General features: G+C 71.8%; 28 protein-coding genes and 2 pseudogenes. 13 read left to right on the top strand and 17 right to left on the bottom strand.

All coding sequences use genetic code 11. From position 1 onward, the window contains the following. Positions 1–63: 63 nt before the first annotated feature. A pseudogene (locus tag AB0P35_RS36010) lies at positions 64–171 on the top strand (formylglycine-generating enzyme family protein); the annotation flags it as partial. Between the two features lie 40 nt (positions 172–211). Here AB0P35_RS36010 and AB0P35_RS36005 read toward each other — a convergent pair. Then, positions 212–994 carry a hypothetical protein gene (locus AB0P35_RS36005; protein WP_363519458.1) on the bottom strand — a complete coding sequence of 261 codons (783 nt, stop codon included), beginning with the start codon at positions 992–994 and terminating at the stop codon, positions 212–214. Positions 995–1,584: 590 nt separating this feature from the next. Between AB0P35_RS36005 and AB0P35_RS36000 the strand changes: the two genes are divergently transcribed. Beyond that, positions 1,585–2,280, top strand: coding sequence for a hypothetical protein (locus AB0P35_RS36000; RefSeq protein WP_363519435.1), 696 nt, complete (start codon positions 1,585–1,587; stop codon positions 2,278–2,280). After that, the gene (locus AB0P35_RS35995) at positions 2,280–2,936 is read left to right on the top strand and encodes a hypothetical protein (RefSeq protein WP_363519432.1); all 657 of its coding nucleotides are present in this window, start codon (positions 2,280–2,282) and stop codon (positions 2,934–2,936) included. The genes AB0P35_RS36000 and AB0P35_RS35995 overlap by 1 nt, the downstream gene beginning before the upstream one ends. A gap of 34 nt (positions 2,937–2,970) precedes the next feature. Here AB0P35_RS35995 and AB0P35_RS35990 read toward each other — a convergent pair whose 3' ends face one another. Next, entirely contained in the window at positions 2,971–4,347 is a 1,377-nt protein-coding gene (locus AB0P35_RS35990) for a wax ester/triacylglycerol synthase family O-acyltransferase (RefSeq protein ID WP_363519429.1), read from the bottom strand. A gap of 72 nt (positions 4,348–4,419) precedes the next feature. On the opposite strand from AB0P35_RS35990, the gene AB0P35_RS35985 reads away from it, so the two are divergent. After that, entirely contained in the window at positions 4,420–4,737 is a 318-nt protein-coding gene (locus AB0P35_RS35985) for a hypothetical protein (RefSeq protein WP_363519426.1), read from the top strand. A gap of 37 nt (positions 4,738–4,774) precedes the next feature. Here the strand turns inward: AB0P35_RS35985 and AB0P35_RS35980 are convergent, their stop codons facing one another. The 3 genes from AB0P35_RS35980 to AB0P35_RS35970 are packed head-to-tail and all read right to left on the bottom strand — an operon-like array spanning position 4,775 to position 6,274. Continuing rightward, positions 4,775–5,137 (bottom strand): hypothetical protein, encoded by a 363-nt coding sequence (locus AB0P35_RS35980; protein WP_363519424.1) that lies wholly within the window; start codon positions 5,135–5,137, stop codon positions 4,775–4,777. Between the two features lie 10 nt (positions 5,138–5,147). Beyond that, positions 5,148–5,684, bottom strand: coding sequence for a hypothetical protein (locus AB0P35_RS35975; RefSeq protein WP_363519421.1), 537 nt, complete (start codon positions 5,682–5,684; stop codon positions 5,148–5,150). After that, positions 5,681–6,274, bottom strand: a complete 594-nt coding sequence (locus AB0P35_RS35970) for a hypothetical protein (RefSeq protein ID WP_363519418.1) — start codon at positions 6,272–6,274, stop codon at positions 5,681–5,683. The genes AB0P35_RS35975 and AB0P35_RS35970 overlap by 4 nt, the downstream gene beginning before the upstream one ends. A gap of 198 nt (positions 6,275–6,472) precedes the next feature. Between AB0P35_RS35970 and AB0P35_RS35965 the strand changes: the two genes are divergently transcribed. Next, entirely contained in the window at positions 6,473–7,360 is an 888-nt protein-coding gene (locus tag AB0P35_RS35965) for an alpha/beta hydrolase (RefSeq protein ID WP_363519416.1), read from the top strand. 11 nt (positions 7,361–7,371) lie between these two features. Beyond that, positions 7,372–7,530: a hypothetical protein gene (locus AB0P35_RS35960; RefSeq protein WP_363519413.1), complete on the top strand. Its 159-nt coding sequence runs from the start codon at positions 7,372–7,374 to the stop codon at positions 7,528–7,530. Between the two features lie 140 nt (positions 7,531–7,670). Here AB0P35_RS35960 and AB0P35_RS35955 read toward each other — a convergent pair whose 3' ends face one another. The 10 genes from AB0P35_RS35955 to AB0P35_RS35910 form a co-directional block, all read right to left on the bottom strand. Next, entirely contained in the window at positions 7,671–8,300 is a 630-nt protein-coding gene (locus AB0P35_RS35955; RefSeq protein WP_363519411.1) for a redoxin domain-containing protein, read from the bottom strand. Between the two features lie 96 nt (positions 8,301–8,396). Continuing rightward, positions 8,397–9,764, bottom strand: a complete 1,368-nt coding sequence (locus AB0P35_RS35950) for an NAD(P)/FAD-dependent oxidoreductase (RefSeq protein WP_363519408.1) — start codon at positions 9,762–9,764, stop codon at positions 8,397–8,399. Then, entirely contained in the window at positions 9,761–9,928 is a 168-nt protein-coding gene (locus AB0P35_RS35945; protein ID WP_179419853.1) for a hypothetical protein, read from the bottom strand. Before AB0P35_RS35945 ends, AB0P35_RS35950 begins: the two co-directional genes overlap by 4 nt. 27 nt (positions 9,929–9,955) lie before the next feature. Continuing rightward, positions 9,956–10,456 carry a VOC family protein gene (locus AB0P35_RS35940; protein WP_363519405.1) on the bottom strand — a complete coding sequence of 167 codons (501 nt, stop codon included), beginning with the start codon at positions 10,454–10,456 and terminating at the stop codon, positions 9,956–9,958. A 107-nt stretch (positions 10,457–10,563) separates the two neighbouring features. Further along, on the bottom strand, positions 10,564–10,779 hold the full coding sequence (locus AB0P35_RS35935) for a hypothetical protein (protein WP_363519402.1): 216 nt from the start codon (positions 10,777–10,779) through the stop codon (positions 10,564–10,566). A 163-nt stretch (positions 10,780–10,942) separates the two neighbouring features. Next, the gene (locus tag AB0P35_RS35930) at positions 10,943–11,707 is read right to left on the bottom strand and encodes a 3-oxoacyl-ACP reductase family protein (protein ID WP_363519452.1); all 765 of its coding nucleotides are present in this window, start codon (positions 11,705–11,707) and stop codon (positions 10,943–10,945) included. A 296-nt stretch (positions 11,708–12,003) separates the two neighbouring features. Continuing rightward, on the bottom strand, positions 12,004–12,702 hold the full coding sequence (locus AB0P35_RS35925) for a transglycosylase family protein (protein WP_363519400.1): 699 nt from the start codon (positions 12,700–12,702) through the stop codon (positions 12,004–12,006). A gap of 1,660 nt (positions 12,703–14,362) precedes the next feature. Further along, on the bottom strand, positions 14,363–14,704 hold the full coding sequence (locus AB0P35_RS35920; RefSeq protein WP_363519398.1) for a hypothetical protein: 342 nt from the start codon (positions 14,702–14,704) through the stop codon (positions 14,363–14,365). 122 nt (positions 14,705–14,826) lie between these two features. After that, positions 14,827–15,165: a helicase associated domain-containing protein gene (locus AB0P35_RS35915; RefSeq protein WP_363519395.1), complete on the bottom strand. Its 339-nt coding sequence runs from the start codon at positions 15,163–15,165 to the stop codon at positions 14,827–14,829. A 514-nt stretch (positions 15,166–15,679) separates the two neighbouring features. After that, a complete protein-coding gene (locus tag AB0P35_RS35910; RefSeq protein ID WP_095878452.1) occupies positions 15,680–16,681 on the bottom strand; it encodes a pirin family protein in 1,002 nt (333 codons plus the stop codon). Between the two features lie 149 nt (positions 16,682–16,830). On the opposite strand from AB0P35_RS35910, the pseudogene AB0P35_RS35905 reads away from it, so the two are divergent. After that, positions 16,831–17,069, top strand: a pseudogene (locus AB0P35_RS35905) (ATP-binding protein); the annotation flags it as partial. A gap of 140 nt (positions 17,070–17,209) precedes the next feature. Here AB0P35_RS35905 and AB0P35_RS35900 read toward each other — a convergent pair. Next, on the bottom strand, positions 17,210–17,644 hold the full coding sequence (locus tag AB0P35_RS35900) for a hypothetical protein (protein ID WP_363519393.1): 435 nt from the start codon (positions 17,642–17,644) through the stop codon (positions 17,210–17,212). 348 nt (positions 17,645–17,992) lie between these two features. Between AB0P35_RS35900 and AB0P35_RS35895 the strand changes: the two genes are divergently transcribed. Then, positions 17,993–18,337, top strand: a complete 345-nt coding sequence (locus AB0P35_RS35895; RefSeq protein ID WP_363519390.1) for a hypothetical protein — start codon at positions 17,993–17,995, stop codon at positions 18,335–18,337. A gap of 219 nt (positions 18,338–18,556) precedes the next feature. Here the strand turns inward: AB0P35_RS35895 and AB0P35_RS35890 are convergent, their stop codons facing one another. Next, a complete protein-coding gene (locus AB0P35_RS35890) occupies positions 18,557–19,609 on the bottom strand; it encodes a PP2C family protein-serine/threonine phosphatase (protein WP_363519387.1) in 1,053 nt (350 codons plus the stop codon). Between the two features lie 500 nt (positions 19,610–20,109). On the opposite strand from AB0P35_RS35890, the gene AB0P35_RS35885 reads away from it, so the two are divergent. The 5 genes from AB0P35_RS35885 to AB0P35_RS35865 all read left to right on the top strand — a co-directional run bounded on the left by AB0P35_RS35885 (position 20,110) and on the right by AB0P35_RS35865 (position 24,939). Beyond that, positions 20,110–20,946 carry an enoyl-CoA hydratase/isomerase family protein gene (locus AB0P35_RS35885; RefSeq protein WP_363519385.1) on the top strand — a complete coding sequence of 279 codons (837 nt, stop codon included), beginning with the start codon at positions 20,110–20,112 and terminating at the stop codon, positions 20,944–20,946. A 495-nt stretch (positions 20,947–21,441) separates the two neighbouring features. Next, a complete protein-coding gene (locus AB0P35_RS35880; protein ID WP_363519383.1) occupies positions 21,442–22,266 on the top strand; it encodes an SDR family oxidoreductase in 825 nt (274 codons plus the stop codon). A 766-nt stretch (positions 22,267–23,032) separates the two neighbouring features. After that, positions 23,033–23,491, top strand: a complete 459-nt coding sequence (locus AB0P35_RS35875) for an SRPBCC family protein (RefSeq protein WP_363519380.1) — start codon at positions 23,033–23,035, stop codon at positions 23,489–23,491. 372 nt (positions 23,492–23,863) lie between these two features. After that, complete coding sequence (locus AB0P35_RS35870; RefSeq protein ID WP_363519377.1) at positions 23,864–24,301, top strand: VOC family protein; 438 nt, start codon at positions 23,864–23,866, stop codon at positions 24,299–24,301. A gap of 140 nt (positions 24,302–24,441) precedes the next feature. Further along, positions 24,442–24,939: an SDR family NAD(P)-dependent oxidoreductase gene (locus tag AB0P35_RS35865; RefSeq protein ID WP_363519375.1), complete on the top strand. Its 498-nt coding sequence runs from the start codon at positions 24,442–24,444 to the stop codon at positions 24,937–24,939. Positions 24,940–24,976 lie beyond the last annotated feature (37 nt).

The raw sequence follows: 24,976 nt of genomic DNA, 5'->3' as shown, positions 1-24,976 counted from the left end.
CCGTGGCGGCCTCGATGGCGCCACTCACGCCTGGGGGACTCGGCGACGGTCCGCGGCCGGATCATGGCCATCACCTGGCAGGGCCGGTTCCCCTACGAGGACCTGCGCCCCGACGGGCATCGGCGCACCTCACCGGTCGGGGCGTTCCCACCCAACGGGTACGGCCTGGTCGACGTGTGCGGCAACGTCTGGGAGTGGACCGGCAGCGCATTCACCCCCGACCACGGCCAGGGGAGCACCTCCTCCCGCGAGCCGGCCGGGCGGCCGTGCTGCGGACCGCCCGGTGCCGGGCGGCTGCCTGCGCTACCGCCTCGCCGCCCGGCAGGCGCAGACCTCCGACAGCTCCACCAGCCATCTCGGGTTCCGCTGTGTCCTGCGCAGCAATGTCCTGGGTGGACCCGGACCTACACCTTGACCGTGACCCGGCGAAGGATGCCGGTGAACTCGAACGGCGGTTTGTAGGTCGGTGATACCGGTGTGTGCCCCAGTCCTCTCCGACGTCGACGGTGTCGTCGGAGGAGAAGTAGACCGGCACTGTCCGGTCGATCCGGCCCTCGCCGACTGCCCTGCCGTTGATCGTGAGGGTGCCGGTGCCGCCCTTGCCCGGGCCTCCGCCGTCGTAGACGAAGTCGAAACCGATCGTGCTCGGGTCCTTCGGCAGCCGCTCGGTCGCGGTGATGGAGTACCGCTGCAGGCCCAGGAAGTTGTAGTGGAAGGTCGGCTTGCCGTCGACGACCAGGAGCGCGTAGCCGCCGGTCTCCCCGCCGAGGGTGACCAGGGTGCCCTGCGCGTCCCCGGTGGGGTTGTCGATCTCGGCGACCAGCGAGAACGACCGGTTCTTGATGTTGATGACGGCGTCCTCGGCGAGCCGGATGGTGCCCGGGCCGTAGGTGGCCTGATTGCCGGAGACGACGGTTTGTGCCCGCTCGGAGCGTAGTAGGCGATCTTGTTCATCCTCCTCAACCGCGATCAGTGCGACCCGCGCCCGGAGCAACACTCGAATGGTTGTCCAGCGGGGGCTTTCACCGTTCTCGTGATCAGGAGTAGCTGCAGGTCGCGGTGGGGCGATGGGGTTGGCCGGGCCGCGCCTGCCGCAACGAGGCCCTGGCCGGTCACCGTCGCTCCTTGTCGCTCCACCACCCCCAGCGTTAGTATGCCCTGCCCACCACGCACGTCGGACAGGCTCCTGCCGCCAAGAGCGGGGCCTCGGCCACCGGAGCAGTCACCCGCCGGAGTGGCGGAATCCGCCCGATCACCCACCGGCAACCGGGGTGGCCCTGGGGGGCCGGGAACAGGCCTGCGGGCCGCTGCGGCGATGCGCCCCGGGCGGCCGTCCACCGCTGTGGGTGGGGATCGGCGGAGGGCTGCGATCCCGGCGTTGGTCGCGGCCCGGCAGATCAGGGCGCTGATCGCGTAGTGCGCGAGCAGGTAGTCGTAGATCCCCTGGCGGACCAGGTCCGGACTCTTGGACCGCAGGATCCTGCCGGGGCCTCGCATCGGTCTTGAGCTGCGCGTTCCCGACCTCGTACTCCCATCTGTGGTGGTCCGATGGCGCCACCGAGTCGGTTGAGTAACTGTCGAAGTGTGCGCGAACACCGAGCAACGGTCGTGCCGGCCGCCGTCGCTTCCGTCGCGGTGGCCTTGGTCCTGTATGCCCTGGTCCTGCGGCCGAGGATGCTGACCCGGGGCGCGACGAGCGAGGAGGCTGCGCGGTCCTATCCCGGGGATGAGTTCATTCCCGGTGCTGACGGCGGCTCGACGATGGCCACGACGCTGCCCGCGCCGCCTTCTGAGGTGTGGCCCTGGCTGGTTCAGATGGGCTGCGACCGCGGCGGCTGGTACAGCTGGGACCGACTGGACAACGGCGGACGGCCGAGCGTGGATCGCATCGTCCCCGAGTGGCAGAGCCTGGCGGTGGGGCAACGGCTTACATCGGTGCCCAGTGGTCGCGCCTGGTTCACCGTTGTGGTGCTCGTGCCGGAACAGACCTTGGTGCTGCGGGACGATACGAGAGTGCCGTCGGGCCGCCCGTTTGACCCGACGGAGGGACGGGCGCCGCGGGCGTTCGTCAGCTCGGTCTGGGGCTTTCACCTCGAACCGGCTGGCGCGGGCACCCGCTTGGTCGTCCGAACGCACGGCCGGAGCCGCCCGCGTGTGCTCACGGGGCCGATGGACCTGCTGTTCTGGGAACCGGCCCACTTCGTCATGCAGACCCGCCAGTTCCACAACCTGCGCGCCCGGCTCCGGCGGGCCGTGACCGGGCATCCGGGGAGGCCGTGATGAGCGCCGACTCCACCTTCGATCCCGCCGGTGGCGCGCTGCTGCTGGACGGTGCGCTGCCCGAGTTCGGATTCTCCCGCCTCGAATGCGTGGCGCTCGCCGCGGCACCCCCGGTCACCTATGAGGCGGTGCGCGGGCTGGACCTGCTTACCCTCGATTCCCCGCTCCTCAACGCGGCCATGTGGGCGCGCGGGCTGCCGGACCGGCTGCGTGGCCGGCCCATCCCGACCCCGCCGTCGATGCGGGTGGCCGATCTGTTCGACAGTGCCGGGGAGGCGTGGGAGGACCAGCCCTGGGTGGCGCTGGGCGAGAGTCCGGGGCGTGAGCTCGTCTTCGGGGCGGTCGGCAAGCCGTGGCAGGCCTCGATCGAGTGGCGGAGGGTCGAACCGGAGGAGTTCGCGTCGTTCGACGAGGTCGGCTGGGCGAAGATGGCGGCCGCCTTCGTGGTCCATCCGTACGGCACCCGGCGGTCCCTGCTCACTTACGAGGCGAGGACCGCCTGCACCGACCCGGAATCCACCGCCCGCTTCGGCCGCTACTGGACGCCGGTCTCCGCGGGCGTTGGCGTCGTTCTGCGCGGGACGCTCCGAGCGATCAGGGCGGCGGCCGAACAGCGTGCCCGGGCTGCTCGGTCGGGCATGGCGCCGGACCGGTGACGCGATTGCCCAGGCAGCACGGCGCCTCTGCCCGTTACCCCGCTTCGGTATGTGGCCGGGAGGACCTGAACGCCTGCAGGTGGTTCCGTACGGCGTCGGCGAGGACCTCGATGTCGGGACAGGCGTTCGCGTCGACGACAACGCCGATGTTGAACTGCTCGGCGTAGGAGAGCGCGGCGATGGCGAGGGTGAAGTTCCCGGTGATCGGCACCACCGGGAAGATCTCGGTGATCCGCGCTCCGGCGAGGTAGAGCGGGATGGGGGGGCCGAAGATGTTCCCGACATAGAGGTTCGCCCAGCGCTGATGGCCGAGGCCGCGCATCATGGCCCGCTGGACGACGCGGTTGCGGCCGAGGATTCCTTCGGGCGGGCCGACGACGTAGTGCTTCTGTCGAGCGCTCGCGGCGGCTATCAGCCGCAGTCGGCGGACTGGATCGGGCTCACCGATCGGGAGCGGAACGAACATCATTTCGGACCGGTTGCCGCGTGCCCTGCCGGGTTCTTCCTGGTGCAGGGAGACGGGCACGAAGGCCCGCAGGACCAGGCCCTCGACGCGTTCCCCGTGGCTGAGCAGGAGTTCTCGAATACCGTCGGCGGTGGCCGCCATCAGGACGTCGTTCAGTTTCACCTCGTGGCTGTGAGCGATCTGTTTGACGTCGTCGAGACGGCTGCGGACGAGCGCGAGCCTGCGGTGGGGGCCCACGGGGATGTTGAAGCTCATCTGCGGCGCTCGCCCTTTGAAGTAGTTCTCGCGTACCGCGGGCCACTTGTCCCGGGCTCGGTGCAGCGTAGTGGCGGGTCGGCGGAGCTTCGACAGGGTGCCTTCCGCCGCTTGGACACGCCCACGGAGGTTGTCGTCGAACAGGTCGCGGTTGGAGGGCATCGGCTCCGGGGTCCAGGGCCGGGCGGGCGTCGTCGGCGCATCGGCGCTCGGATCGAGGAACGCGCCGAGCAGAGCCACGCCCGCCGCGCCGTCGGCGATCGTGTGGTGCACCTTGATGAACACGGCCACCCGGTCGCCGGTCAGGCCGGGCAGGAACCACATCTCCCACAGCGGCCGCGACCTGGCCAGGGGGAGCGCCCGCAGGTGCTCGACAGCCTGAAGAAGACCCACCTCATCCGGAGGAGCAGCGAAGGGGAGGACCCGGACGTGGTCGGTGAGATCGAAGGCCGGGGCGTCGACCCACAGCGGCCGGCCGAGCCCGCGCCGGGGTGCGTGGAGAAGCTGACGGAAGCGAGGGACCTGAGACAGGCGGCTTCCCACCACCTCTCGCACTGCCTCGGCCCGGAAGCGACCGTCTGAATCGAGGAGCCTGGCGCCGTCGAGGATGCCGAGGGCACCGATGACCTCGGGCCAGCCGAAATCGTCCGACCACAGCAACATGAGATCCTGCGGGGCCAACCGTTCCATGAGCGGGCCCCGGCCGGGCGCACCAACTGACGTGCCCATGATTCCACCCCGCCCAGGACGAAGATCAGCACCATGCTTGTGGCACTTCGATTGTCCCGCTGGCCCGCCTCGGTGAAGCGTCGCCGTCACCGTCGGCCTCAAGCTCGTTCACAAGTGCAACTGCGCAGGGCCGGCGTGCGCGCAGCTGCCGCCAGTGCGGTCGATTCCCGGCAGCTTGTGGAATGCCTAAATTCTCGGGCACTCGATGAGTCCGGCCTCCAGGTCGGCGATGCGCTTCTCGGCGAAGCGGACGTTGGATCGGGCGCCTTCGAGACGTTCCTGAAGCGTGCGGTGCTCCCGGCTGAGTTGCTGAACGCGGTGTTTGAGTGTGGTGTTCTCGGTGGTCAGTGACTGAACCGACTCGCCGGAGACCTGGGTGCACGTGGCGTCATCTGTAGTCCTGGGGCCGGCGGAGGTCGAGCGCGAGGGCGTCGTCGAGCAGACCAAGGGCGGCGAGTGCCTTCTCCAGGCCGTCGATGGCCCGGGCGGTGGGCTCGAAGGCGTCGTGGAGGAAGTCGGCGGTGGCCGGGTCGGGGGCACGTTCGGCGAGCATGCGCCACTGTCCGAGCTTGCGGTGCCAGTAGACGAGGTCGGCGCCGGAGAGGACGAATTTGTCGCAGTTGTGGCAGTTCAGGTTCCAGGGGCAGGCGTCGCCGTTGACGACGGGCTGGAAGGTGCAGAAGCCGCCGTCGGCCGGGGTGGAGTGGCGGGAGAGATCGATGGCCAGGGCTTCGGCCTGCTCGCGGGTCACGGGGGAGGGGTCAGCAGCAGTGCTCGGGGGTGTCGTCGATCATGCCCATGGCCGCGAGGACTTCCGCGTCACCGAGGAAGAGCGCCGCATTGTCCAGCGCCACGGCGTGCCCGGCTCCACTCGCCGTGAGTTCGATCGCGGCGAGGCCGATCCAGCCGATCGCTCCCCGGCCGAGGTCCTCGGGGTCGACGCCGTAGCGGGCACACAGCTGCCGGTGGGCTGCGGTGAGGTAGGCGGGCCAGTCCGGGTGGTTGGCGGGGTCGACACCGCTGAGGTCGCGGAGCCAGCCGTCGACGTGGGCCTGGAGGAGGGTCTTCGGCTCTCGGAAGTCGCGTACCCAGCCGCAGTGCCCTTCCGCCGGGTCGCTCGCCCGTTCCGTTGTGCGCAGCCTTCGCCAGGGGCCGGCACTGGCGTGATGGACCGCGCAGAGGGTGGCCGTCATCGCCGGCCGGCTGCCGGACGCCGCGCCGGGGACCGCCGTGTAGCCGTCGATGGCGACGGTGACGTCGGCGTCGCAGCGGTGGATCGCCCACAGTGTCTCGCTCATCCCTGCTCTCCCGATGGCTGCCTGCCGGAGATCTGATGACACCTCAGATCCGGGTGGTGTCGCTCGTAGACGCGGGCTGCGCCGAGCTGCCAGGCGACTGAGGTCCAGGTGACCGGTTCGATCGGCGGAATGCCGGGGAACCGCGGGGGGCTGCCGAGGGAGGCGCCCAGCCAGGCGTCCCAGGACTCGAGGAGCGAGTCCAGGGAGTCGTGCGCCCAGCTGCCACCGTCGCCGGCCCACAGGCCGTGGGCCCTTCTGTCCTCCTGCTGGTGTCGGGCCTGCGCGTAGTCGGCTGCCAGGGCGCGCATCAGGGTCCGCAAGTCGCCCGACGTGGAGACCGGCGGCTCGGTGTCCATGGGGGCGGGATCGGCGAGGCCGGCGGAGGGTGCTGTGAGTGCGTCGAGTAGTTGGCCGGCCAGTCCGGTCCAGCCGGGATCCGGCGCCTGGTCGGGGAGGGCTGCGGCCCAGCGGAGCAGGACGTCGTCCACTTCCGGAGCGTTCGGGCCGAGGCTCTCGAAGTGCCTGGTGAGTCGCTTCAGTAGGACGCGGAAGTCCTCGCCGGTCTCGACCGTGTTCGTGATCGTGTTCATCACCGCGTGAGGGTAGGGCTGCAGGAAGGGCCCGTCGAGCGATTTGCCGGCGATGCATCTTCGTGTCCCCGGACGACGACCTTCGCGGCGACGTCGGGCAGGTCGACCTCACCTACTTCGGGGAGGCTCGCCGGCTCCGCCGCCATCCGTGCCGGACCCGGCCTGACCGGGTAGCCCGGTGCGAGCGCCGACGCGACGATGAGGGGGACGCGGCCGGTCCCGCAGCGCGCCTCGATCCCGGGGGTGTCGGCCCGGCGTGCAGGACGTGTGCAGAGAGGACGCCCGATGGATCCGACGGACATCGCATGGGACCTGCTGGTGTCGGGGCCGGCCGATGCCCGGCAGACCGTACTGCTGCTCCCCGGCGGTCTGAACCCCGCCCGGTCGTACACCGAGGTCATGGCCGAGCCCGCGCTCGCCCGTACCCGGCTGGTCGCCGCGACCCTGCCGGGACACTGCGGGACGGAACCACCGGATGACTTCGCGATCGGTACCGTGGCCCGGCACGCTGCGCGGCTGGCCGACGAGCAGTCCACCGACGTGGTGGTGGGGTTCAGTATGGGCGCCACGGTCGCGCTCGAGATGGTCGCAACCGGTGCGTTCACCGGCCCGACCGTGTTGCTGGGCATCAGCTTGTCGCCCGCGGACGAACCCGCGTTCTTTCGGGCCGTCTGCCGGTTGGGCGATGTCCTCGGCCCCCTGCCCGCTGCCGCCCTGCTGAAGCTCATGGGCCCGGCCTCGAAAGGCATGCGGGTGTCGCCCGAGCGCCGGGCCGAGGTGCTCGACGACCTGCGAAGCAATGATCCGCGCCTGGTGCGCCGGATCTTCCGCGGCTACCTCGACCACCTCGGCGCGCACGCCCGGCCGGCCGCACGCCTGTGTGCGGCCGGCGTGCCGGTCTGGGTCGTGCACGCGGAGAAGGGCGACGGCGGGCTCACCGCCGACGAGCGGCGCACGTTGGAGGCCTGCCCGCACGCGAATGTGGTCACGATCCCCGGCACCAGCTTCTTCCTCCCCGGTGAGGAGCCGCGACGGATCGCGGAGATCGTGGTGGATGCACTGGCGGCCGCGGGGCCGCCGCGCTGAGCACCACCTTCGTGGAGTGCGGAAAGCGCAAGGTCGTCCCGGGCGCATCGGACCGGGGCGTCGACGGACTGCTCCTGCGGGAACGCACCGGCCAGAACCCCGCCTCGTCCGAACGGCTCGCCGAGCTGATCGTGGCCGACATGAACCCGGAGATGCAACGTTCGGCGTAACGAGCGCTCGGGCAGCCGCGCGAGTCGACCAGCTCGACTCGGCGAGGGCGTCTGCGGAACAGGCGTCGGGCTGTGCGCTGCCGGCTTCCGACGGAGCGCCGACAGATTCGGTCGCTTCTTTCTGGCCTTTTGACGATGCGTCAGCGATCCCGGCCGGCCGGATCGTCCGGGTTGGGGCCGGTGGACGTGGCGCGCGCCGCTGCGCGCCGGTTCCAGCCGTGGAAGGGCGAGTGGTCGCCCCTGTCCCACTTCTCGCGCAGGCCCGGGGTGCTCAGGTCCCAGTCGGGGCGGATCTCGCGGGAGACCTCGCGCAGGTCGCGCCAGAGGTCGGCCACCGACGGACGGCCCCAGAACCAGTACCCGTTGTAGACGCTGTGAACGACCAGGCCCGGCTTGAGGACCAGCGTGTGCGGGATCATCGGGTTGTGGTCGGGGTCGGTGTACTCGGCGATGTCCAGGTCCTGCTGGACGATGCGCCCGGGGTCGGCGAGGAACGGCCACTGGGCGCCGACCGACGCACGGAACTCCTGGAGTTCGTGGTGCTCGTCGGTCGCGATCGTGACGACCTGGGTGTAGGCCACGGCGATCTTCGGGTAGAAGGCCGCGAGTTCGAGATGCTGCTGGTGCTCCTTCGGGCAGTAGTGGCCGCGGGCCAGGGTGAGGATCAGCGGGTCGTCGCCCTGCAGCCTGCTGAGCCTGCGCGGCACATTGGTGTGGTCGGGAAGTTCGTAGTCGGGAAAGGTTCCGCCGGGCCTGATGTCGGAGCGCATGCTGATGCCCTTTCGCCTGCCGGCAGGCTGCTCACCGGGGGAGCGGCTGCTGCCCGCAGTCGATGTCGTGGGTCGCCCCGGTCGGGCCGGTGCTGGTCATCGCGCCGTCGGCTGCGCCGCGGCGGGGCGGTCGCCTCGGGCGATCCCGGCGCGCAGCGACTTCAACGCGGCCAGGTAGATCTCCGAGAACGTCGGGAACGGCTGGATCGTGTCGGTGAGCACGTCGAGCGGGACCCGCGCGCGGATCGCCAGGGTGGCCTGCTGCAGCCACTCGCCGGCCTCCGGGCCGAGGGCGCATGCGCCCGTCAGCGTCTCGCCGTCGCTGAACAGCGTGAGGAAGCCGTTGCTGGTGGCGTACTCACGTGTGTAGGTGGCGGTCTTCGCCACCTCCGACAGCGGGACGGTGGCGCTGAACCGGCCGTCGGCGGAGCCGACCGCGGCGGCCTGCGGATCGGTGTAGACCACCCGTGGGACGGCGCTGTAGTCGGCGGGCCGGGGCTCGCCGAGGATGTTCGCCGCGACGATACGCCCCTGGTACTTGCCGACGTGGGTGGGCGGCCACAGGCCGGTGACGTCGCCGATTGCCCACAGCCGTTCGGCGACCCGCAGGTTCGGGTCGACCGGGACGCCGCGGGCGTCGGGTTCGATGCCCACCTGCTCCAGGCCGATGTCGTGCACCCGCGGCCGGCGGCCGGTGGCGACCAGGATCCGCTCTCCACGCAGCTCGCGGCCGTCGTCGAGGTCGACGACGAACTCCTCGCCCTCCCGTCGGGCGGCGCTCACGCCCGCCGACAGGACCACCTCGATGCCGTCGCGGCGCAGCACCCCGCCGAGCGCGTCGCCCAGCCCGGGGTGCTCGCGGGCGAGTACACGTTCCTCCCGCTCGACGAGGACCACCTCGCCGCCCAGGCGGCGCACGGCCTGGGCCATCTCCACCCCGACCGGGCCGCCGCCCAGGACGACCAGGCGGCGCGGCACCTCCTTCATCCCCGTGACCTCGCGGCTGGTCCACACGCCGTCGAGCTCACGCAGCCCGGGGATCGGCGGAATCGCGGCGTCGGCGCCGTTGGCGAGGACCACGTGGTCGGCGGTGTAGCGGACCCCGTCGACCTCGACCGCGCCAGTGCCGGCCAGCCGTCCGGTGCCGCGCAGCAGCGTGATGCCGTTGTTCGCCAGCCAGCGCTCCTGACCGGCGTCGGAGTAGTCCGAGACCATGAAGTCCCGCCAGGCCAAGGCCTGTTCGACCGAGACCTGGGCGCTCGCCGCGGCCTCGCGCGCCTGCTGTACCGCCTCGCCGGGCCGCAACAGCGTCTTCGACGGGATGCACGCGTAGTAGGAGCACTCACCGCCGACCAGTTCGCGTTCCACCACGGCGACCCGCAGCCCGCCGTCGGCCAGCGCCCCGGCGCAGTGCTCGCCGGGGGAGCCGCCGCCGAGCACGATCACATCGAAGTGTCCGCTCACGTCGGCAGTTCCTCGCCGGCCCGCTCCCGCACCATGTAGAGCGCGTACCAGTCCGGCCAGTTCGGGTCCTCCTGGCCGGTGCGGGCCTCGTGCCTGCCGTGTGCCTCGGCCGCCCGGCGCAGGGCCGCCGCGAGGTCCTCCGCGGATTCGTAGGTCGTTCCCATGGGATTCTCCTTGTCAGTGACCGGTTGTCAGCGGCCGGGAAGGCGCTTCTTGATCTCCTGGAGCAGCCAGCCGTTGCCGTCCGGGTCGCTGAACGACACGAAGGAGCCGTAGTCCGCGTGCCCGGGTGCCGGACCGTTGGCGCGGCCCTCCGTGCCGGCGTGGTGGAAGATGCCCGTGACGTCGTGGAACACCTCGCTGACGGTCACCCCGCGCTCGACGAGGTCAGCGCGCGCCGCGTCGATGTCGTGGACCGTGAGCTGCAGACCCTGCGTCGAGCCGGGCGGCGCCGTCGTCACGCCCTGGCCGAAGATGATCGAGCACAGGGAGCCGGGCGGGGTGAACTGCACCACCCGGTAGCCCTCGTCGACGGTCAGATCGGCATCCAGCCGCCAGCCCAGCGCCTGGTAGAACTGTTTGGCGAGGTCGGCGTCGGAGACCGGCACCACGACGACCTCGAGCCGCATCTCCCCGACTTCCACCGGCGGCGTTCCGGCCGCAAGGTTCTCGCTCGCTTCCACACTGCCCATGTCCGCCTCCGGCGGTTGGTGGCCCGACTGCGGGCGACGAGGTGGTCTGCCCGGATTCCGCGCTGCCCGGCCCGGCGGGAGCTGCCGCAGCGGTCGCGCCGCGTCGCTCACTCGGGTGGGCCGAGAGCGTGCCCCTGGCCATGCAATCCTCCCGGATCGCGGCCTGCAAGTCGGCATGGCAGGTCGATCGCGACGAACTGGGACGGCCCCGGGGCCTGCTGGATGCGGTACCCGCGCACGCCGGAGCGCTCGCGGTGGAGCGGGTCGGCGTCGAACAGTTGCTTCCGGATGTGGTGGTCGGGCAGCACGTGCTCGATCCGCAAGGTGGGCATCCGCCTCTGCCTCTGCTCGCTGCGCTCGGTTTCCCGGGGTCGTTCCCGGGCCCCCGCCGATGATGACCTGCGGGCGTGCGCGGAGCGCGGACCAGCGCGCAGCCCGGCCCGGATGGCGGTTCACCGCCCGGGCGGGGCCGAGGGCCCGCCGGTCTCAGACCGTGAACCCGCCGTCCACCGCGATCGCGGCACCGGTGATGTACCGGCCCTCCGGGCCCACCAGGTGGGCGATGGTGCCGGCCACGTCCGCCGGGGTGCCGAACGAGCCCAGCGCGGTGAAGCCGGCCTGGAAGTCGGCCCCCGGCCCGTCGGCCGGGTTCATGTCGGTGTCGGTCGGACCGGGGTGCACCAGGTTGGCGGTGATGCCGCGCGGCCCGAGCTCCCGCGCCAGCGCCTTGGTCAGCCCGGACAGGGCCGCCTTGCTGGTCGCGTACACCGCGCCACCGGGGAAGGCGACCCGCTCGGCCATGCAGCTGCCGATGGTGACGATCCGCCCGCCCTCGCCCAGGTGGGCGATGGCCGCCTTGGAGGCCAGCAGCGGCCCCCGGACGTTGACGTCCAGCACCCGGTCGATGTCAGCCTCGTCGATCTCCTCGATCGGGCCGACCACGCCGACGCCCGCGTTGTTCACCAGGATGTCGAGTCGGCCGAACCGCGTCGCCACCGCGTTTACGGCCTCCCGGATCGCCCGCGGGTCGGCGCTGTCCGCCCCTACGGCCCAGGCGCGGCGGCCCATTCCCTCGATCTTGGCCGCGACCGCCTCGGCGCGCCCGGCGCTGTCCCGGTAGGTGAGCGCCACGTCGGCGCCTTCCTCGGCCAGCCGCAGCGCGACCGCCTCGCCGATTCCCCGGCTGCCGCCGGTCACCAGCGCCACCTTGCCCGCCAGCCGTGCGGCCAGCATGGTCGTGCTCATCGTCATTTTCCCCGAACTCGCTGTCGTGTTCTCGGACATGACTCGATCATCGGACGCCGGCGATCACGAGTCCGGCGGTATTCGGACATCGCGTTCAACGTTCAACAATCGAACCGGCGTCGACCCCTCACGGCACTTCCCGGCGGCCCGAAGTGTCCCGGTAGTGCGAGGCCACGGCCGGCTGGCCCGTCCAGTTCAGCCCGGTCACCCACCGGGGCCCGCGCACGGGACCGGACACGGAGGCCCACGCGCCGGAGCCGGCCGCCCCTCGGAGGGGTGGCCGGCCGTGGTCCGACCAGGGGTTAGAGGTCCAGCACCTGGTCCGGGAAGATCAGGTCGGGGTCGTCGCCGATGGTCCGGATGTTCTTCGCGTACAGGCTCCACACGTCGGTGCCGAACTTGACCGCGATCTCGCTCAGGGTGTCGCCGCTCTTGACGGTGTAGGTGCCGGTGGGGGCGCCGGGGGAGTTGACCGGGGTCGACGGGGTCGGGGTCTGGACGGGCCGGGACTTGGGGGCGGGCTTGGGCGGCTTCGGAGCCTGGGCCTTGGGCGCGGCCGGCTTGGCCTTGGTGGCGGTGCCGACCTGGGTCGGCGCGCCGCCCCTGGTCAGACCGGCCTTCCTGGAGCAGACCGGCCAGGCACCCGGGCCCTGCGAGGCGAGCACCTTCTCGGCGACGGCGATCTGCTGCGCCCTGCTGGCCCGGTTCGCCTGCGGCGCGTACGCGGTGCCGCCGTACGCCCGCCAGGTGCTGGCGGTGAACTGCAGACCGCCGTAGAAGCCGTTGCCAGTGTTGATCGACCAGTTGCCACCGCTCTCGCACCGGGCGACGGCGTCCCAGGTCGAGGCGGAGGCGGCCGAGGCCGAGGGGGCCGAGACGAGGCCGGCCACCGGCAGCGCCGCGACGGCGGCGCCGGCCACGACGGCCACGCGGACTCGGTTGCGCTTGGTGGTGGCCTTGGTGGAGGTGGTGGCAGCGATGGTCTCGTGACCGGAAGTCATGAACATCCTCTCGACAATCCCCGGGCAGGCATGCGGAACCAGGCCCCGGTGGGGCCCACGTTGCGCTCACCTCACTCGATGGGCGGCCGGGCACGTGTCCGACGTGCCGTGCCGCCCCGGTCTCCCCCCGCTCGCCGCCGGCCCGTTCCGAGCTCGGCCGGTCGGCGGGCACGGCCCTCGCGCCGGGGTCAGCCGGCGGGCCGTGCATCAGGGTGAACCCGGGTGGTGCTCGTTGCACCGCCCAAGAAGCTACGGGCGGTTGCGGTCGGTAATCAAGCAATTCCCTTACGGCGCAGGTCAGTTGACTGTTACCGGCGGTAAGGATCAAGGAGTCGAGCCAGAAATGACCGCTTTTGAGAGGGTTTTCATGATCGAAAAGGCCGCCAATGCGCCCCCGATCACGCCAATGCCCGTCGAAGCCGCCCGCGAGCTCCACCCGAAGCGATCGTCATGTAACGATCCGTCACCGAATCAAGCGGAGTTCCCGATTCCGCCGCCTGTCTTGGTGGCACCAGCCACAGCGGTCACCCATCACGCCCAGAGTGGTCGCGCAGCGTAATAGCCCACCAGCCCGTACCCGGCGCAGTAGGTCGGTCGCCGCGCCTTCGGCGAGAGGCGCGCGCCCCATCGACACCCCCACCACCGCCAGGAACTGCTGCCACGTCAGCGAGGCCACGCACGCCCCCGGCCACGAACGCGCCCCGCCGCCGCACGCCCGGGCCGCCCCCTCCCGTCACCAGCGCGGCGAAGTACAGCGCCGTCGTCGGGTTGACCGCCGTCAGGCCCGTGAACCGTAGGAACGTCCCCGCGACGCCTCGCCCCGAGCCCTCGCCGGACCTCGTCTCCACCGTCCGTCAGCCGCGGTGCCGACCCCGCCGGTACGGCCGCCGGCACCTTCGAGGACGCCGGCCGCCGCAGCCCCACCAGTCCGCGCACCGTGACCACCGCCGGCAGGAGCGCCGCGACCGCCCGCGTCCACGGCTCCCACCCGGCGAGCGCCTCCGACAGCCGCGCCCCACTACCGTCGCCAGCGCCGCGTACAGGATGCCGACGAAGGCGACCGCGCACGCTGCTCACCGCCGCGCGCCACCCCCGACGCCCCTGCTCCACCACCAGCACCCCGACCGCGCCCAGCGGCACGGCCGCTCCCAGGCCCGCGGCGCCACCCGCCACAGCAGCCCCCACCAGGGTCTCCACCTCGAACGTCATGCCGGCCACCGTGCCCCGCGGGCCCGGAACCCGCTGACCATTTCCGGCGTCGTCGCGACAAGCACGGCATGGACGACCTCGACAGGGAGATCCTCGGTGAGCTGCGCGCGGACGCGCGGATCACTGACCGTCCTCATCGACGTCCGGCTGCGGCCCGAGACCGACAGCGACGCCTTCGAGGCGACGGCCCCGCGGCTGCCCGGGATCACCGAGGCCGCGCACCGCGCACGTCACCGGCGAGTACGACTACCTGCTGCGCGCCCGCGCGAGCGCCGCCGCCCTGGACCAACTGCTGAGCCGGCTCAAGCACGACGCCGGCGTCGCGCACCACTGGAGAGCCCCCTTGCAGAGGATGGCACCCTCAGCTCCGGCCCGATCCCCCTGGCCTCGGGTGATGCCGCGCCGCGACGCACGCCCGCGCCCCACGAAGGGCCCGCGCGTTGGCTCTGGGTCAGTCGGCCGGGGTAGCCGTGAGGAACCGCAGGCTGCCGGAAGCGAGGTAGGCCAGCGACTTCCAGCCGCATTCCGCCAGGCGGGCCGCGCACACTTCCAGCTGCTGTGCCGCCTCCTGGCGCGCGCGGGAGGACACCGGCCCGCGCCACTCCACGCGGGCCTCGGTCTCGGTGGAGCCTGGCACTACGCGGTAGCCGGTGCGCACGCGCCGACCGCGGTGGTCCACCTCGCGCGGCGGAAGCCTTGCGGCCTCGAGCGCGAGCGCGACCGCCCACACTGCACGGGCCCGCTCCCAAGTAGCCGGTGCAGCGGCGGTGCCGGACAGCCGTCGGGCCTCCAACAGACCCTCCCGAGCGCGGGCCACTTCGGCGGCCCGAAGGTCTGCGTCGGTGGGCTCGAGCGGCGGGCCGTCGCCAGTCGCCGGCGTCCTCGGCCTCCAGCAGCACACCCGCTTGGCCGGGCCTACGCCCACTCCACGCCGTGCTCGGCGAGCTGCGCGAGCTGGCCCGGCGTCAGCTTGGCACGACGGGCCTTCTGGTTGTCCAGCCACGCGCCGGGGCCGACGTGGACGGTCTCGACGCTCTCCTCCCTGCCGGGGCCGGCTACCGCGACCTCCTGCGGGCGGGGAACCCGGACGTGGCCCTCCCGCTCGGCGAACGCGGCGATAACGGCCAGGCCATGCCGGAACCGGTCGGCGCGGGAAGTCTTCGGCTTCGCCTCCGCGGCGTGCTTGGCGGCGCCGAGTTCGGCGTCCGACTCGATGCCGATCGCCGCCAGCAGGTCCTGCTGGCGGCTCTCCAAGCCATCCGGGCGTTGACGCAGCAGCTGTCGATGCCCGCCGGATGGCCGCTCGGGCCGTCGACGCGAGGACGGCGTTGACGGCCCGGCATTCCGAGGCCGGCCGAGCGGCGAGGCCTCCTGCACTGCACCGGAGTGCTGCGTCCGGCCTCGTATGATCGAGCCCGCGGTCTCGCGCCCTGGGCTGTCCCAGGCTCCTGCACCATCCCGGCGGGTGTGTTCAGGGGTAGCCGGCAAGTGCGGCGAGGAGCTGGTCGAGCCGGGCGGCGGTGCGGGCGGGCCAGCCGTCGCGCAGGTGCAGCGGCACACTCGCTGTCACCCTGCTGTGTACCGGGTCGCGGACTTTCAGCACGAACGGGTCGGCGGTGTGCGGTCGGAGGTAGGCCGCTTCAGGTGGGGCAGGTGCATCGGGGGCCTCGCCGAAGAGGCCGGGGCCGGGGACCCACCCGCCGGTGGCACAGGGGCATCGGGTCGGCCGACGATGCGCAACGACGATTCCGGGAGCCACGCCCTGCCGTCACCGTTCCGGGCGACGATCGGCTCCCCGCGCGGTGTGCGGCATGATCGCGTCGTCCGGGATCACCCCGAGCCGGCCTGCCTCGTAGTCCTCCATGGCCTGGATGATTTCGGCCTTGGTGTTCATCACGAACGGCCCGTACTGGAAGACCGGCTCCCGGATCGGCTCCCCGCCCAGGATCAGCACGTCCAGGTCGGCCGTGTCGCCGTCGGGACGACTGCTCGCCGTGACGGTCAGGGCGCCGCCTGCGCCGAGGACCGCGAGCTGGTGAGCGGCGAGGGGGCGACCCTCGGTCCCCACCGAACCGTGTCCCGCCAGCGCGTAGACCAGCGCGTTGAAGTCGGGTCGCCAGGGCAGTACCAGGCGCGCTCCGGCAGCGATGGTGGCGTGTACGAGAGTGATCGGCGTGAACGTCGAGCCGGGGCCGGCATGTCCGTCGAGCTCTCCGGCGATGACCCGCACCAGCGCGCCGCCGTCGGCAGAGGACAACAGCGTGACCTCGGGGCCTTCGATGCTCTGGTACTTGGGCGGGTTCCACTTGCTGGCCCTGGGCAGGTTGACCCACAGCTGGATGCCGTGGAACAGGCCACCGGAGACGACCAGCGCCTCGGGCGGCGTCTCGATGTGCAGGATCCCGCTCCCCGCGGTCATCCACTGCGTGGCGCCGTCGGTGATCAGACCGCCGCCCCCGTGCGAGTCCTGGTGCTGGAAGAGACCGTCGATCATGTAGGTGACGGTTTCGAAGCCCCGATGCGGGTGCCAGGGCGTCCCCTTGGGTTCGCCCGGTGCGTAGTCGACCTGGCCCATCTGGTCCATGTGGACGAACGGGTCGAGCGCCTGTGTCGGAACACCGGCGAAGGCCCGGTACACCGGGAAGCCCTCACCCTCGAACCCGCTGGGCGCAGAGGTCACCGTCGTGACCGTCCGCTGCGCGGCGACCTGCGGATCGGGCTCGGCGATACGCGGCAGATCCAGGACGTTGTCCACGGTCACGGCGGGCATGACACCCTCCCCGAGGAGGTCGGAAGGTCCGATCCAGTCTAGTGTTCGGGCGGCCCACGGGCATCTCACGCCCTGGGCACTCGATCTTCGTGACGCGGACACGGCTGTGGTCTCGGCGCCGAGCGGTGGGGCCAGGTCGGGTTCGGTGGCCGCTCTCCCCGGACGCCGCCGAGGGCTTCTACCGCCTGGTCGATGCGGCCTACGAGTGACGCAGTCTGGCCGTCAGCAGCAACCTCCACCCATCTGGATTCGACGAGATCATGCCCAAGACCCTCGCCACAGCGACCGTCGACCGGCTCCTGCATCACGCCACGTTGCCGTCACAACGGGCGACAGCCACCGCCTCGCCGAGGCAACCACCGGACGAGGCGTCGTCCCGCTCGGCTGACCCACCAGCGGGGAGATCAACTGTCCGCTGGGGACTTTCAACGTCCGCCGGTGGGGCGATCAACCAACCGTCCGCGAGCGGGGAGCTCCTGTCAAGCTTGACACTCCTGACAAGCCTGGCCCGGTCCGGCCCCCGACCGGTCAGAACCAGGCCTCCGGGTCGGTGGGGCCGGAGGGGGGATCATCGCGGAGGGCCTCGACGCCGACCCAGGTGATCACCAGCCCTGCGAGGAGGGCCAGAGCTGGGACGGCGAGGACGGACCAGCGGAGTTGGCTGGGGAGGAGGGCGTGGCCAGGGCGGGTGAGAACGGTGACAGTGGTGCCGGGCACCAGGTCGCGAGGGGCCGATCGGAGGTCGTCGACGGGGACGGGGTCCGGAGCGGCCACGGTGATGATGCGGGCGATGGTTCCACGCGCCGTGTGGTCGTAGTCGGCAACCAGAACGATCGCTTCGACACGGGGCGCACCGGCGTAGTCGAAGCGGGCGATGGTGTTCGGACCACCGAAAAGGAGCGCGGCGAGAACGAAGATCGGACCCACCACGAGGCCCAGCTTCTGGTGCCGAACGGTGGCCACGGCGACGCCCTCCCAAACCGCTCCCCGAGATACATGCTGATCATCATGGACGGGCCCTGGACTGTAAAGGGGCCGGAACGGCCTACGGCCCTCTTCGCCGGCTGGCCCCGCGGACCGGGGGCGCGTCGTCGACGTCGATGACGCGGTGGACGGCGTGTTCCCTCACCTGCTGGTCCGACGGGGCGCGCAGGTGCCGCGCTCTGTCCGGGACCGCGTTGTTCCCACCAGCCGGACACCTCGCCGCTTTCGCCCGGCCCTGCCGCCGGCCGCCTGGTGGACGGCCCGACACGGGACGAACGGCGGCTGCGGGACGGCAGGGTGGGGCACTCTTGGCTCACAGGACGGCGGATGGAGGTGTGGCCCATGGGCGAGGGCTTCTTCGAGCCGGGCGGCGTGTACCGGCAGGACCGCGGCGGGGCGTCCCGCGAGGTCGATGTGTTCTTCGTTGCCCATGTCGGCCGGGCACCTGCCGGGTTCGAGGACCGTGCCGGTGCGGGCGAGACCGCTTTCGGCTGGCGCCGTGTCGTGACCGGCCCGGACGGTGCGGGACGACCGCTCGGCCCCTGTGTCTGCCACGATTCCGCCGGCTGGCAGCCCGTCCTCGACGAGGACATCGGCCGGCTGCTCGGCAGCACGATCCCCGACCTCGCTTGGCCCGCCCCGGGCAGGCGCAGACCCCAGCCGCCACAATGAGTCACCCGGCCGGACCTTACGTGGCTGAACGGCCGCAGCGCTGCCCGTCCGGGATGGGGGTTCACGAACTGTCCTACCGGGTAGCCATCTTGCCCCGGAACGGCCGGTCGAGCAGTGCCCGGCCGCCCGCGCGGTGCCGGGGCGCGCCCCCACCGCGCCCCGGCACACACCCGGCCGCCCCAGGCTCGCCCACCGCGGCGCGACGACCACAAGCACGGTTCAGGTGGGGCCGCGTTTGATGGCGACCATCGCCGCGTCGTCGCCCAGCCGGCCGCCCACGTGGGCGAGGAGGTCCTGGCAGAGCCGCTGTAGGAGGGTGTGGGGATCGGCGGTCGGGCAGGAGGCCAGCCGCTCGGTGAGCGGGTAGAAGGTGCCGGATTCGTCGCGTGCCTCGATGACGCCGTCCGTGTACAGCAGCACGATGTCACCTTCCTCGAAGGCGAAGGTCTCGACCTCGACACCGGATCCGGCGAGCTCGGTGAGGCCCAGCGGGGGAGCGGGCCGGCTGACGTCGAGCGGCGTCACCCGGCCGGCGCGCAGCAGCAGCGGGGGCGGGTGCCCGCAGTCCGCCAGGTGGATCACCGGCTCCGTGTCGGGGATGTCGAGAACGGCCGCGGTGATGAACGACTCGCCGCCCTCGGCGTCCAGGGTGCTGTCTGCCGGGTCACCGGTGTCGCCCGGGTCTCCGAAGACCGCTTTCTCCAGGTGGGTGACCAGGCGGGGCAGGTCGACCTGCCGGTAAGCCGCGGTCCGGAAGGCACCGAGCACCAAGGACGCCTCGCCGATCGCTTCCAGGCCCTTGCCCCGCACGTCGCCGACCACGAACCGGCTGCCCCACCGGGTGCGCACGGCCGCGTACAGGTCGCCGCCGATCTGGGCCTCGGCCTCCGCCGCCAAGTAGACCGATGCGATCCGCAGCGGGCCCATCCGGGCCGGAATGGGCCGCTGGAGCACGGCCTGCGCGGCCTCGGCCACCGAACGCAGCTGCGTCATCTCCTTCTCGTGCTGCTCGCGCAGACGGGCGAAGAGGGCGACGAGGAGGGAGGTCGACGCCAGGGCGACGATCTGCACGGAGTGGTTGAGGTCGACCACCGTGGTCCGCACTGCCGCCACGACCGTCTGGGCCAGGAGGGCCGCCGCACCGACGGCAATGGTGGTTCCCGGGCCGGCGAAGGAGGCCGTGATCGCCGGGGCGGCGACCAGCAGTGGTCCGAGGTGCACCTCCGACGGCGCCAGCATGTCCACAACGGAGATGACCACGATCAGCGCCAACGGGATCAGGATCAGCGTCCCGCCCTGCTGTCGCGGCCTCCGCCGATCCCACGGCCACCGAGATTCCATCCCCCCTGAATACATCCCGTCGCACCGAGATCACCCCGATCCGCGCCCTCGTTCGCCGTGTCGGCGTATTCCCGGCCCCTCGGAGCCCAGGCAGTCGACCGGCTCATCGGCGCATCGGCCGATCGACGGTTCCGCCCCCTGGGGCGACGTCCCACCGCGCGCCCCCACGACGCCGGACCGCAGGAGCAGGGCCCGCACCGGCCCGCGCTCTACCTCGCGCGTGAGGGCGGCGACCCGGTGCAGAACCTCGTCGCAGCCTGGCTGCAGACCGGCCCGAAGCCGCCGGCGACACCTGCCCTTGCCCAAGGGGCTGGACGGCGGGACCCGTGCCCGTGGCGGAGCATTGGAGGCGCGGCTTTTGAGCCCTGGAGCGGTTCTCAGCAGAACCTGTGACCCGCTGCTCGCTTGTTTCCTGACTCGCCGGAGTTGTCGTGAGATGCGCCTATTCCTCGATCCGGACCCGACAGGATGAGGGTGTCCTGTTCGCCACTCTCGACGCCGGTCCCCTCAATCTGCTCGGGGTCGACCTCGTCCGTGACCTCGTCTCGCTCGTTGGCGCGCTGTTCGCCGACCCCGGTGACGTGCGTGTTGTCGTCATCGACAGTGCCTCACCCGATTTCTTCTCGGCGCACGTGGACCTCGCGGCGGTGCCGCAGTACACCGCGGAGGCCGCGAAGGCCGTCGGTCCCGCCGACGCCTCGCTCGGCATGTTCCTGCACGAGCTGGCGCGCGTCCCGGTGATCACCATCGCCAAGGTGCGCGGCAGGGCCCGCGGCGGCGGCAACGAACTCGCCCTGGCCTGCGACATGATCTTCGCATCGCGCGAGAACGCGATCTTCGGCCAGTTCGAGACCGGCACAGGTGCCCTGCCCGGCGCCGGCGGCATTCAGCACCTGACCCGGCGGCTCGGGCGGACACGTGCCATTGAAGCCATCGCCGGTGCCGAGGACTTCGACGCCGACCTCGCCGAGCGTTACGGCTGGGTCAACCGTGCCCTGCCCGACGCCGAACTGGACGGCTTCGTCGAGCGTCTGGCCAAGCGCATCGCCGGCTTCCCGCCCCAGGGAGTCAAGGCCGCCAAGCGGGCCATCAACGACCTCTCGCTCCCGGACCGGGCGCATGTGCGCTCCGACGCCGCGACGTTCCAAGAACTGATCGCCAAGCCTGAAACCCGTCAGCGCCTGGACCACCTGGCGGACCGGGGCCTCCAGACACCCGGCGAGCTCGAACGCGACCTGGGCAAGGCCGTGGAGGAGTTCCACCGCTGATCCGACGGGCCGAGGGACCGCCGTCCTCCAGCGCGCCGCGCAGGTGTCCTGGCGAGGTTGGCGACGAGGATGCTGCCGGCAAGGGCGGCGTGGAAGGGGAGCTGGGCCGCTCCGCTGGCCCCCCGCCCCCGGGCACCGATACCCCCCGCGGGCCCGCACACGGGCCGCAGCCTGCCGTCCCGGGCCTCCCGCTGCGCCGTGCTGGGGGCCCACGCGGTGTGCCCGGGAGACGGGAGGCTCCCGGGGCAGGCCATGACGAGGGCCCCGGGAGCCGGCGCCGATCTTCTCATCCCGGCCACGGCCGTGAGCCGCGGCCGGGTACGGCATGGCCACCGTCAGGAGTGTGCCAACGAGACCGTGGTGCCTGTCAGCGCGTGCGGTACGGTCCCGTCTGCTCTGAGAGAGGGTTCCCCGGTGCGAGGCCGCAGGGATTCCGGTCTGATGGATCTGTCGGGTCAGGACGCCCGTGCGCGCCCCTGCAGAGAGGAACCAGCTGTGACCACCTCGACAGGAGACAGAGCCGCGGACGCCGGCCCGGGCCTGGCCGGACGGACCGTGGTGGTCACCGGGGCCGGGCGCGGCATCGGACTCGCGATCACCGAGGCGTTCCTCGCGGCGGGATGCCACGTCGTCGCGGGATCGCGAAGTCGCACCAAGGCCCTCGACGCGCACCTGGAGCGGGGTGCGGACCTCACCGTCGTGGAGGTCGACCTGGCAACGCCCGGCGGGCCGGCCGCGCTGGTCGCCGAGGCCGTCGCGCTCCACGGCGGTGTCGACGTGCTGGTGAACAACGTCGGGGCGGTGCGCCCGCGGGTGGACGGCTTCCTGAGTGTGACGGACGAGGACTGGGACTGGGCCCTGACCGTCAACCTCATGGCCGCCGTCCGCGCCACCCGGGCCGCGCTGCCGCACCTGCTCGCCTCCGGCGCGGGACGGATCGTCACCGTCTCCTCGGTCAACGCCCGCCTGCCGGACCCGCTGGTCATCGACTACGGCGCCGCCAAGGCCGCGTTGACGAACTTCTGCAAGGCCCTGTCCAAGGAGGTCGGGCCGCGCGGTGTGCGGGTGAACACGATCGGTCCCGGCCCGGTGGAGACGGCGCTGTGGCAGGGCGCGGACGGCGTCGCCGCCACGGTCGGGCAGTCTCGTGGCGTCGACCCCGGCGACGTGGCCCGCGCCGCCGCGGTCCAGTCGGCGACCGGCCGCTTCACCCGTCCGTCGGAGGTCGCGGATCTCGTGCTGTTCCTCGCCGGTCCCGGTGCGGCGAACATCACGGGCGCCGACTTCGTCGTCGACGGCGGCCTCGTCGACTCCCTGTGACCCGCGGCCCGGGTGCGGGACGGGCACCGTCGCGCGCTCCCGGCCGTCGGCGTCGGCGCCGGCGGCCGGCGGTAGGTCCCGTCCCGCTCGGAAGACACCGGCCTTGCCCCGCTGAGTAGTGCGGGGCGGGGTCACGCTCGTTGCGGGCCGCCGGTGTGGTGGACCGCCCGTCGCCCCGGTCCCCGATACGCAGTGTTCGGCAGGTGCCCGGTGGCGCAGCGCCCGGCCCTGACGCTGCGTCCGTACCCTGGCGGCACGAAAACCGCCGCCCCCGGGACCGGACAGCGGTGACGGGAACCGCCGGACCCGCTCGAGCGAGCACACCTCTCCAACGCGGGCCAGGTCCGACCCGTCCCAGCCCCACCGCGCACTCGCCGAGACCGGCACCGTGCTCCACCTCGTCCGCCGGCACGACATCCGCCCCACTTTGCCCCGAGCGCCCGGACCACCGCGCTGCGCACCGCCGTGCGGGCCCGCTTCGAACACGGTGAGATGTTCTCCCGGCAGTGGGTCCAGGACCTGGCGATGGCCGAACCGCTGCGCCAGTACGCGAAGTCTCGAGCGGCCGGTGGTCTGTACGGGACCGGGATCGACACCCTCGACCTGCTTGTCGACGGGAGGCGGGGAGCGCGCGGCCAGCACGGTCTCCAGGGCGCTGCGTTCCCCGCAGGCTGCGTCGTCCGACGTCCGGCGTGTGCCGAACTGTTGCAGGCGTCATGGCGCGGAGAGACGCTCGGAGTGGGTCTGCTCACGGCAAGGAGCGCTCATGTCCACCATTCATCTGCACCAGACGATCGCCGCCACGCCCGAGGAGTTCATCGCCGGGCTCACCGACTTCGGGCCGGGGCGTTCGGAGCTCTTCGGCAACAGTGCCGACAAGTACCTCGAGGTGCACGACCGGGGACCCCACGAGGCCGACGTCACCGAGGGCTCGGCGGGAATCTGGGAACGGTTGCACTACGACTGGTCCGATCCCCACCACGTCGTCATGACGACCACCGACTCCAACGTGTGGGGCGGCAAGTCGGGCCACACGTACACGTTCACGCCGAAGGCCGACGGGACGACCGACGTGGACGCCACGGTGGTCCGCGAGGGCAAGAACTTCAAGGGACGCGTGCTCGGCGTGGTCGTCGGCACCGTCGGCAAGCGCCATCTCTCGAAGGCCTTCGCCAACACCGGCAAGGCCATCGAGGCCCGGCACCAGGCCGACGGAGGCTCGTGACACGACCGAACCCCCGGAAGAACCGGCCGCACAGTCCCGTGGGTCCACCAAGGGCTGTGCGGCCGATGTCGACCCTGGACCGCGGCAGACGTCAGTGCCGGCACCGCCGGTCTGCGGGGCGGGCGTGCGACCCCGGCCGTCGGCTTGCGGGCGGCCGGTGGGGGCGGCTCTCATGGTGTAGGGCGTGTTCTCGGTCCCGGGAGCCGTGTCGGCGAATGGGGAGCGCCTCCTGCAGAACCCGGGAAGCGTGCGTTCTGGGCCATCCGCATCCGGGTCCTGTGATGGTGCCACCGACCCTTGGAGGCGGAGTTGGCCAGCGTGGGAGCGAGATCCGCCGGGACCACCGGAACGCCTCCGGTGGGAGCCGGCGAGATGCGACTCGAGGTCGTGGTGCTGCCGGTCTCCGACGTTGACCGGGCAAGGCAGTTCTATGTATCGCTGGGCTGGCGCCTGGATGCCGACTTGGCCGTCGAAGAGGGCTACCGGGTGGTGCAGTTCACCCCGCCGGGTTCGCTGTGCTCGATCATCTTCGGCGAGGGCGTGACGTCGGCCCCGTCCGGCTCGGTGCATGGCCTGCAGCTCTCCGTATATGACATCGACGCGGCCCGGGCGGATCTCGTCGAGCGCGGAGTGGACGTGAGCAGGGTGTTCCACGACATCACGGGCGTCTTCCACCACGCCGGGACCCGGGGACGCTTGGACGGACCGGCTCCCGAGCACGCGGACTACGGTTCCTTCGTGTCGTTCAATGACCCGGACGGCAACGGCTGGTTGCTCCAGGAGATCAAGACGCGCCTGGCCGGCCGCTGACACGGACAGGCCGATGCCCACGACACATACGCCTTCGTGGACGATCCCATGGCGATCCCGTCCCGGGCGGCCGAAGCCCACGGCAACACAACGAACGCCACAGGGCAGGTCCTGGAACGGCCTGCGGGAGGAGTTCGCCAGTGACAACCCCAGCGCGCAAGCCCGAACTGCTCGGCCAGACCGTCGTCGTCATCGGCGGTAGCGCCGGCATCGGGATGGAGACGGCCAGGCGTGCCCGGACCGAGGGGGCCGAGGTCGTCCTCGTGGGCCGAGATCCCGGCCGGCTGGAACGCGCGGCCGGCGAGCTCGGCGCGCAGCGCACCGCGGCCTTCGACGCAACCGATCCTGCGGCCCTGGCGACGTTCTTCCAGGACCTGCAGGCCCCGATCGACCACGTGATGGTGACGGCCGGTGGTCCGAGCTACGGGCCGCTGCTCGGCATGAGCGCCGCAGAGGTACGGGACGCGATCAGTGATCACGCAGTGCTGGAGCTCGAGGTCGCACGCAACGCCGTCGGCCGGGTGAGACCCGGAGGCAGCCTGGTGTTCATGGGCGGCACCGGCGCGCGGCGGGTCAGCCGAGGTGTACTGACCATGGAGGTTGGTGACGGGGTTCACGGTCTGGTGATCTTGAAATGAGTGAGGGCCTTCTGGCTCGGTGTGGATTGCGACATCT

This window comes from Kitasatospora sp. NPDC085879, assembly GCF_040686255.1.
Classification (GTDB): Bacteria; Actinomycetota; Actinomycetes; order Streptomycetales; family Streptomycetaceae; genus Kitasatospora.
Note: the sequence above shows the minus strand (reverse complement) of the source record. Positions and strands in the feature narration are given on the sequence as shown.

Excerpts from the sequence above, each read along its gene's own strand:
- AB0P35_RS35995 (WP_363519432.1), top strand. The coding sequence starts at position 2,280 with ATGAGCGCCGACTCCACCTTCGATCCCGCCGGTGGCGCGCTGCTGCTG.
- AB0P35_RS35990 (WP_363519429.1), bottom strand. The coding sequence starts at position 4,347 with ATGGAACGGTTGGCCCCGCAGGATCTCATGTTGCTGTGGTCGGACGAT.
- AB0P35_RS35985 (WP_363519426.1), top strand. The coding sequence starts at position 4,420 with ATGCTTGTGGCACTTCGATTGTCCCGCTGGCCCGCCTCGGTGAAGCGT.
- AB0P35_RS35975 (WP_363519421.1), bottom strand. The coding sequence starts at position 5,684 with ATGAGCGAGACACTGTGGGCGATCCACCGCTGCGACGCCGACGTCACC.
- AB0P35_RS35970 (WP_363519418.1), bottom strand. The coding sequence starts at position 6,274 with ATGAACACGATCACGAACACGGTCGAGACCGGCGAGGACTTCCGCGTC.
- AB0P35_RS35965 (WP_363519416.1), top strand. The coding sequence starts at position 6,473 with ATGAGGGGGACGCGGCCGGTCCCGCAGCGCGCCTCGATCCCGGGGGTG.
- AB0P35_RS35955 (WP_363519411.1), bottom strand. The coding sequence starts at position 8,300 with ATGCGCTCCGACATCAGGCCCGGCGGAACCTTTCCCGACTACGAACTT.
- AB0P35_RS35945 (WP_179419853.1), bottom strand. The coding sequence starts at position 9,928 with ATGGGAACGACCTACGAATCCGCGGAGGACCTCGCGGCGGCCCTGCGC.
- AB0P35_RS35940 (WP_363519405.1), bottom strand. The coding sequence starts at position 10,456 with ATGGGCAGTGTGGAAGCGAGCGAGAACCTTGCGGCCGGAACGCCGCCG.
- AB0P35_RS35930 (WP_363519452.1), bottom strand. The coding sequence starts at position 11,707 with ATGACGATGAGCACGACCATGCTGGCCGCACGGCTGGCGGGCAAGGTG.
- AB0P35_RS35925 (WP_363519400.1), bottom strand. The coding sequence starts at position 12,702 with ATGACTTCCGGTCACGAGACCATCGCTGCCACCACCTCCACCAAGGCC.
- AB0P35_RS35910 (WP_095878452.1), bottom strand. The coding sequence starts at position 16,681 with ATGCCCGCCGTGACCGTGGACAACGTCCTGGATCTGCCGCGTATCGCC.
- AB0P35_RS35895 (WP_363519390.1), top strand. The coding sequence starts at position 17,993 with ATGGAGGTGTGGCCCATGGGCGAGGGCTTCTTCGAGCCGGGCGGCGTG.
- AB0P35_RS35875 (WP_363519380.1), top strand. The coding sequence starts at position 23,033 with ATGTCCACCATTCATCTGCACCAGACGATCGCCGCCACGCCCGAGGAG.
- AB0P35_RS35870 (WP_363519377.1), top strand. The coding sequence starts at position 23,864 with ATGCGACTCGAGGTCGTGGTGCTGCCGGTCTCCGACGTTGACCGGGCA.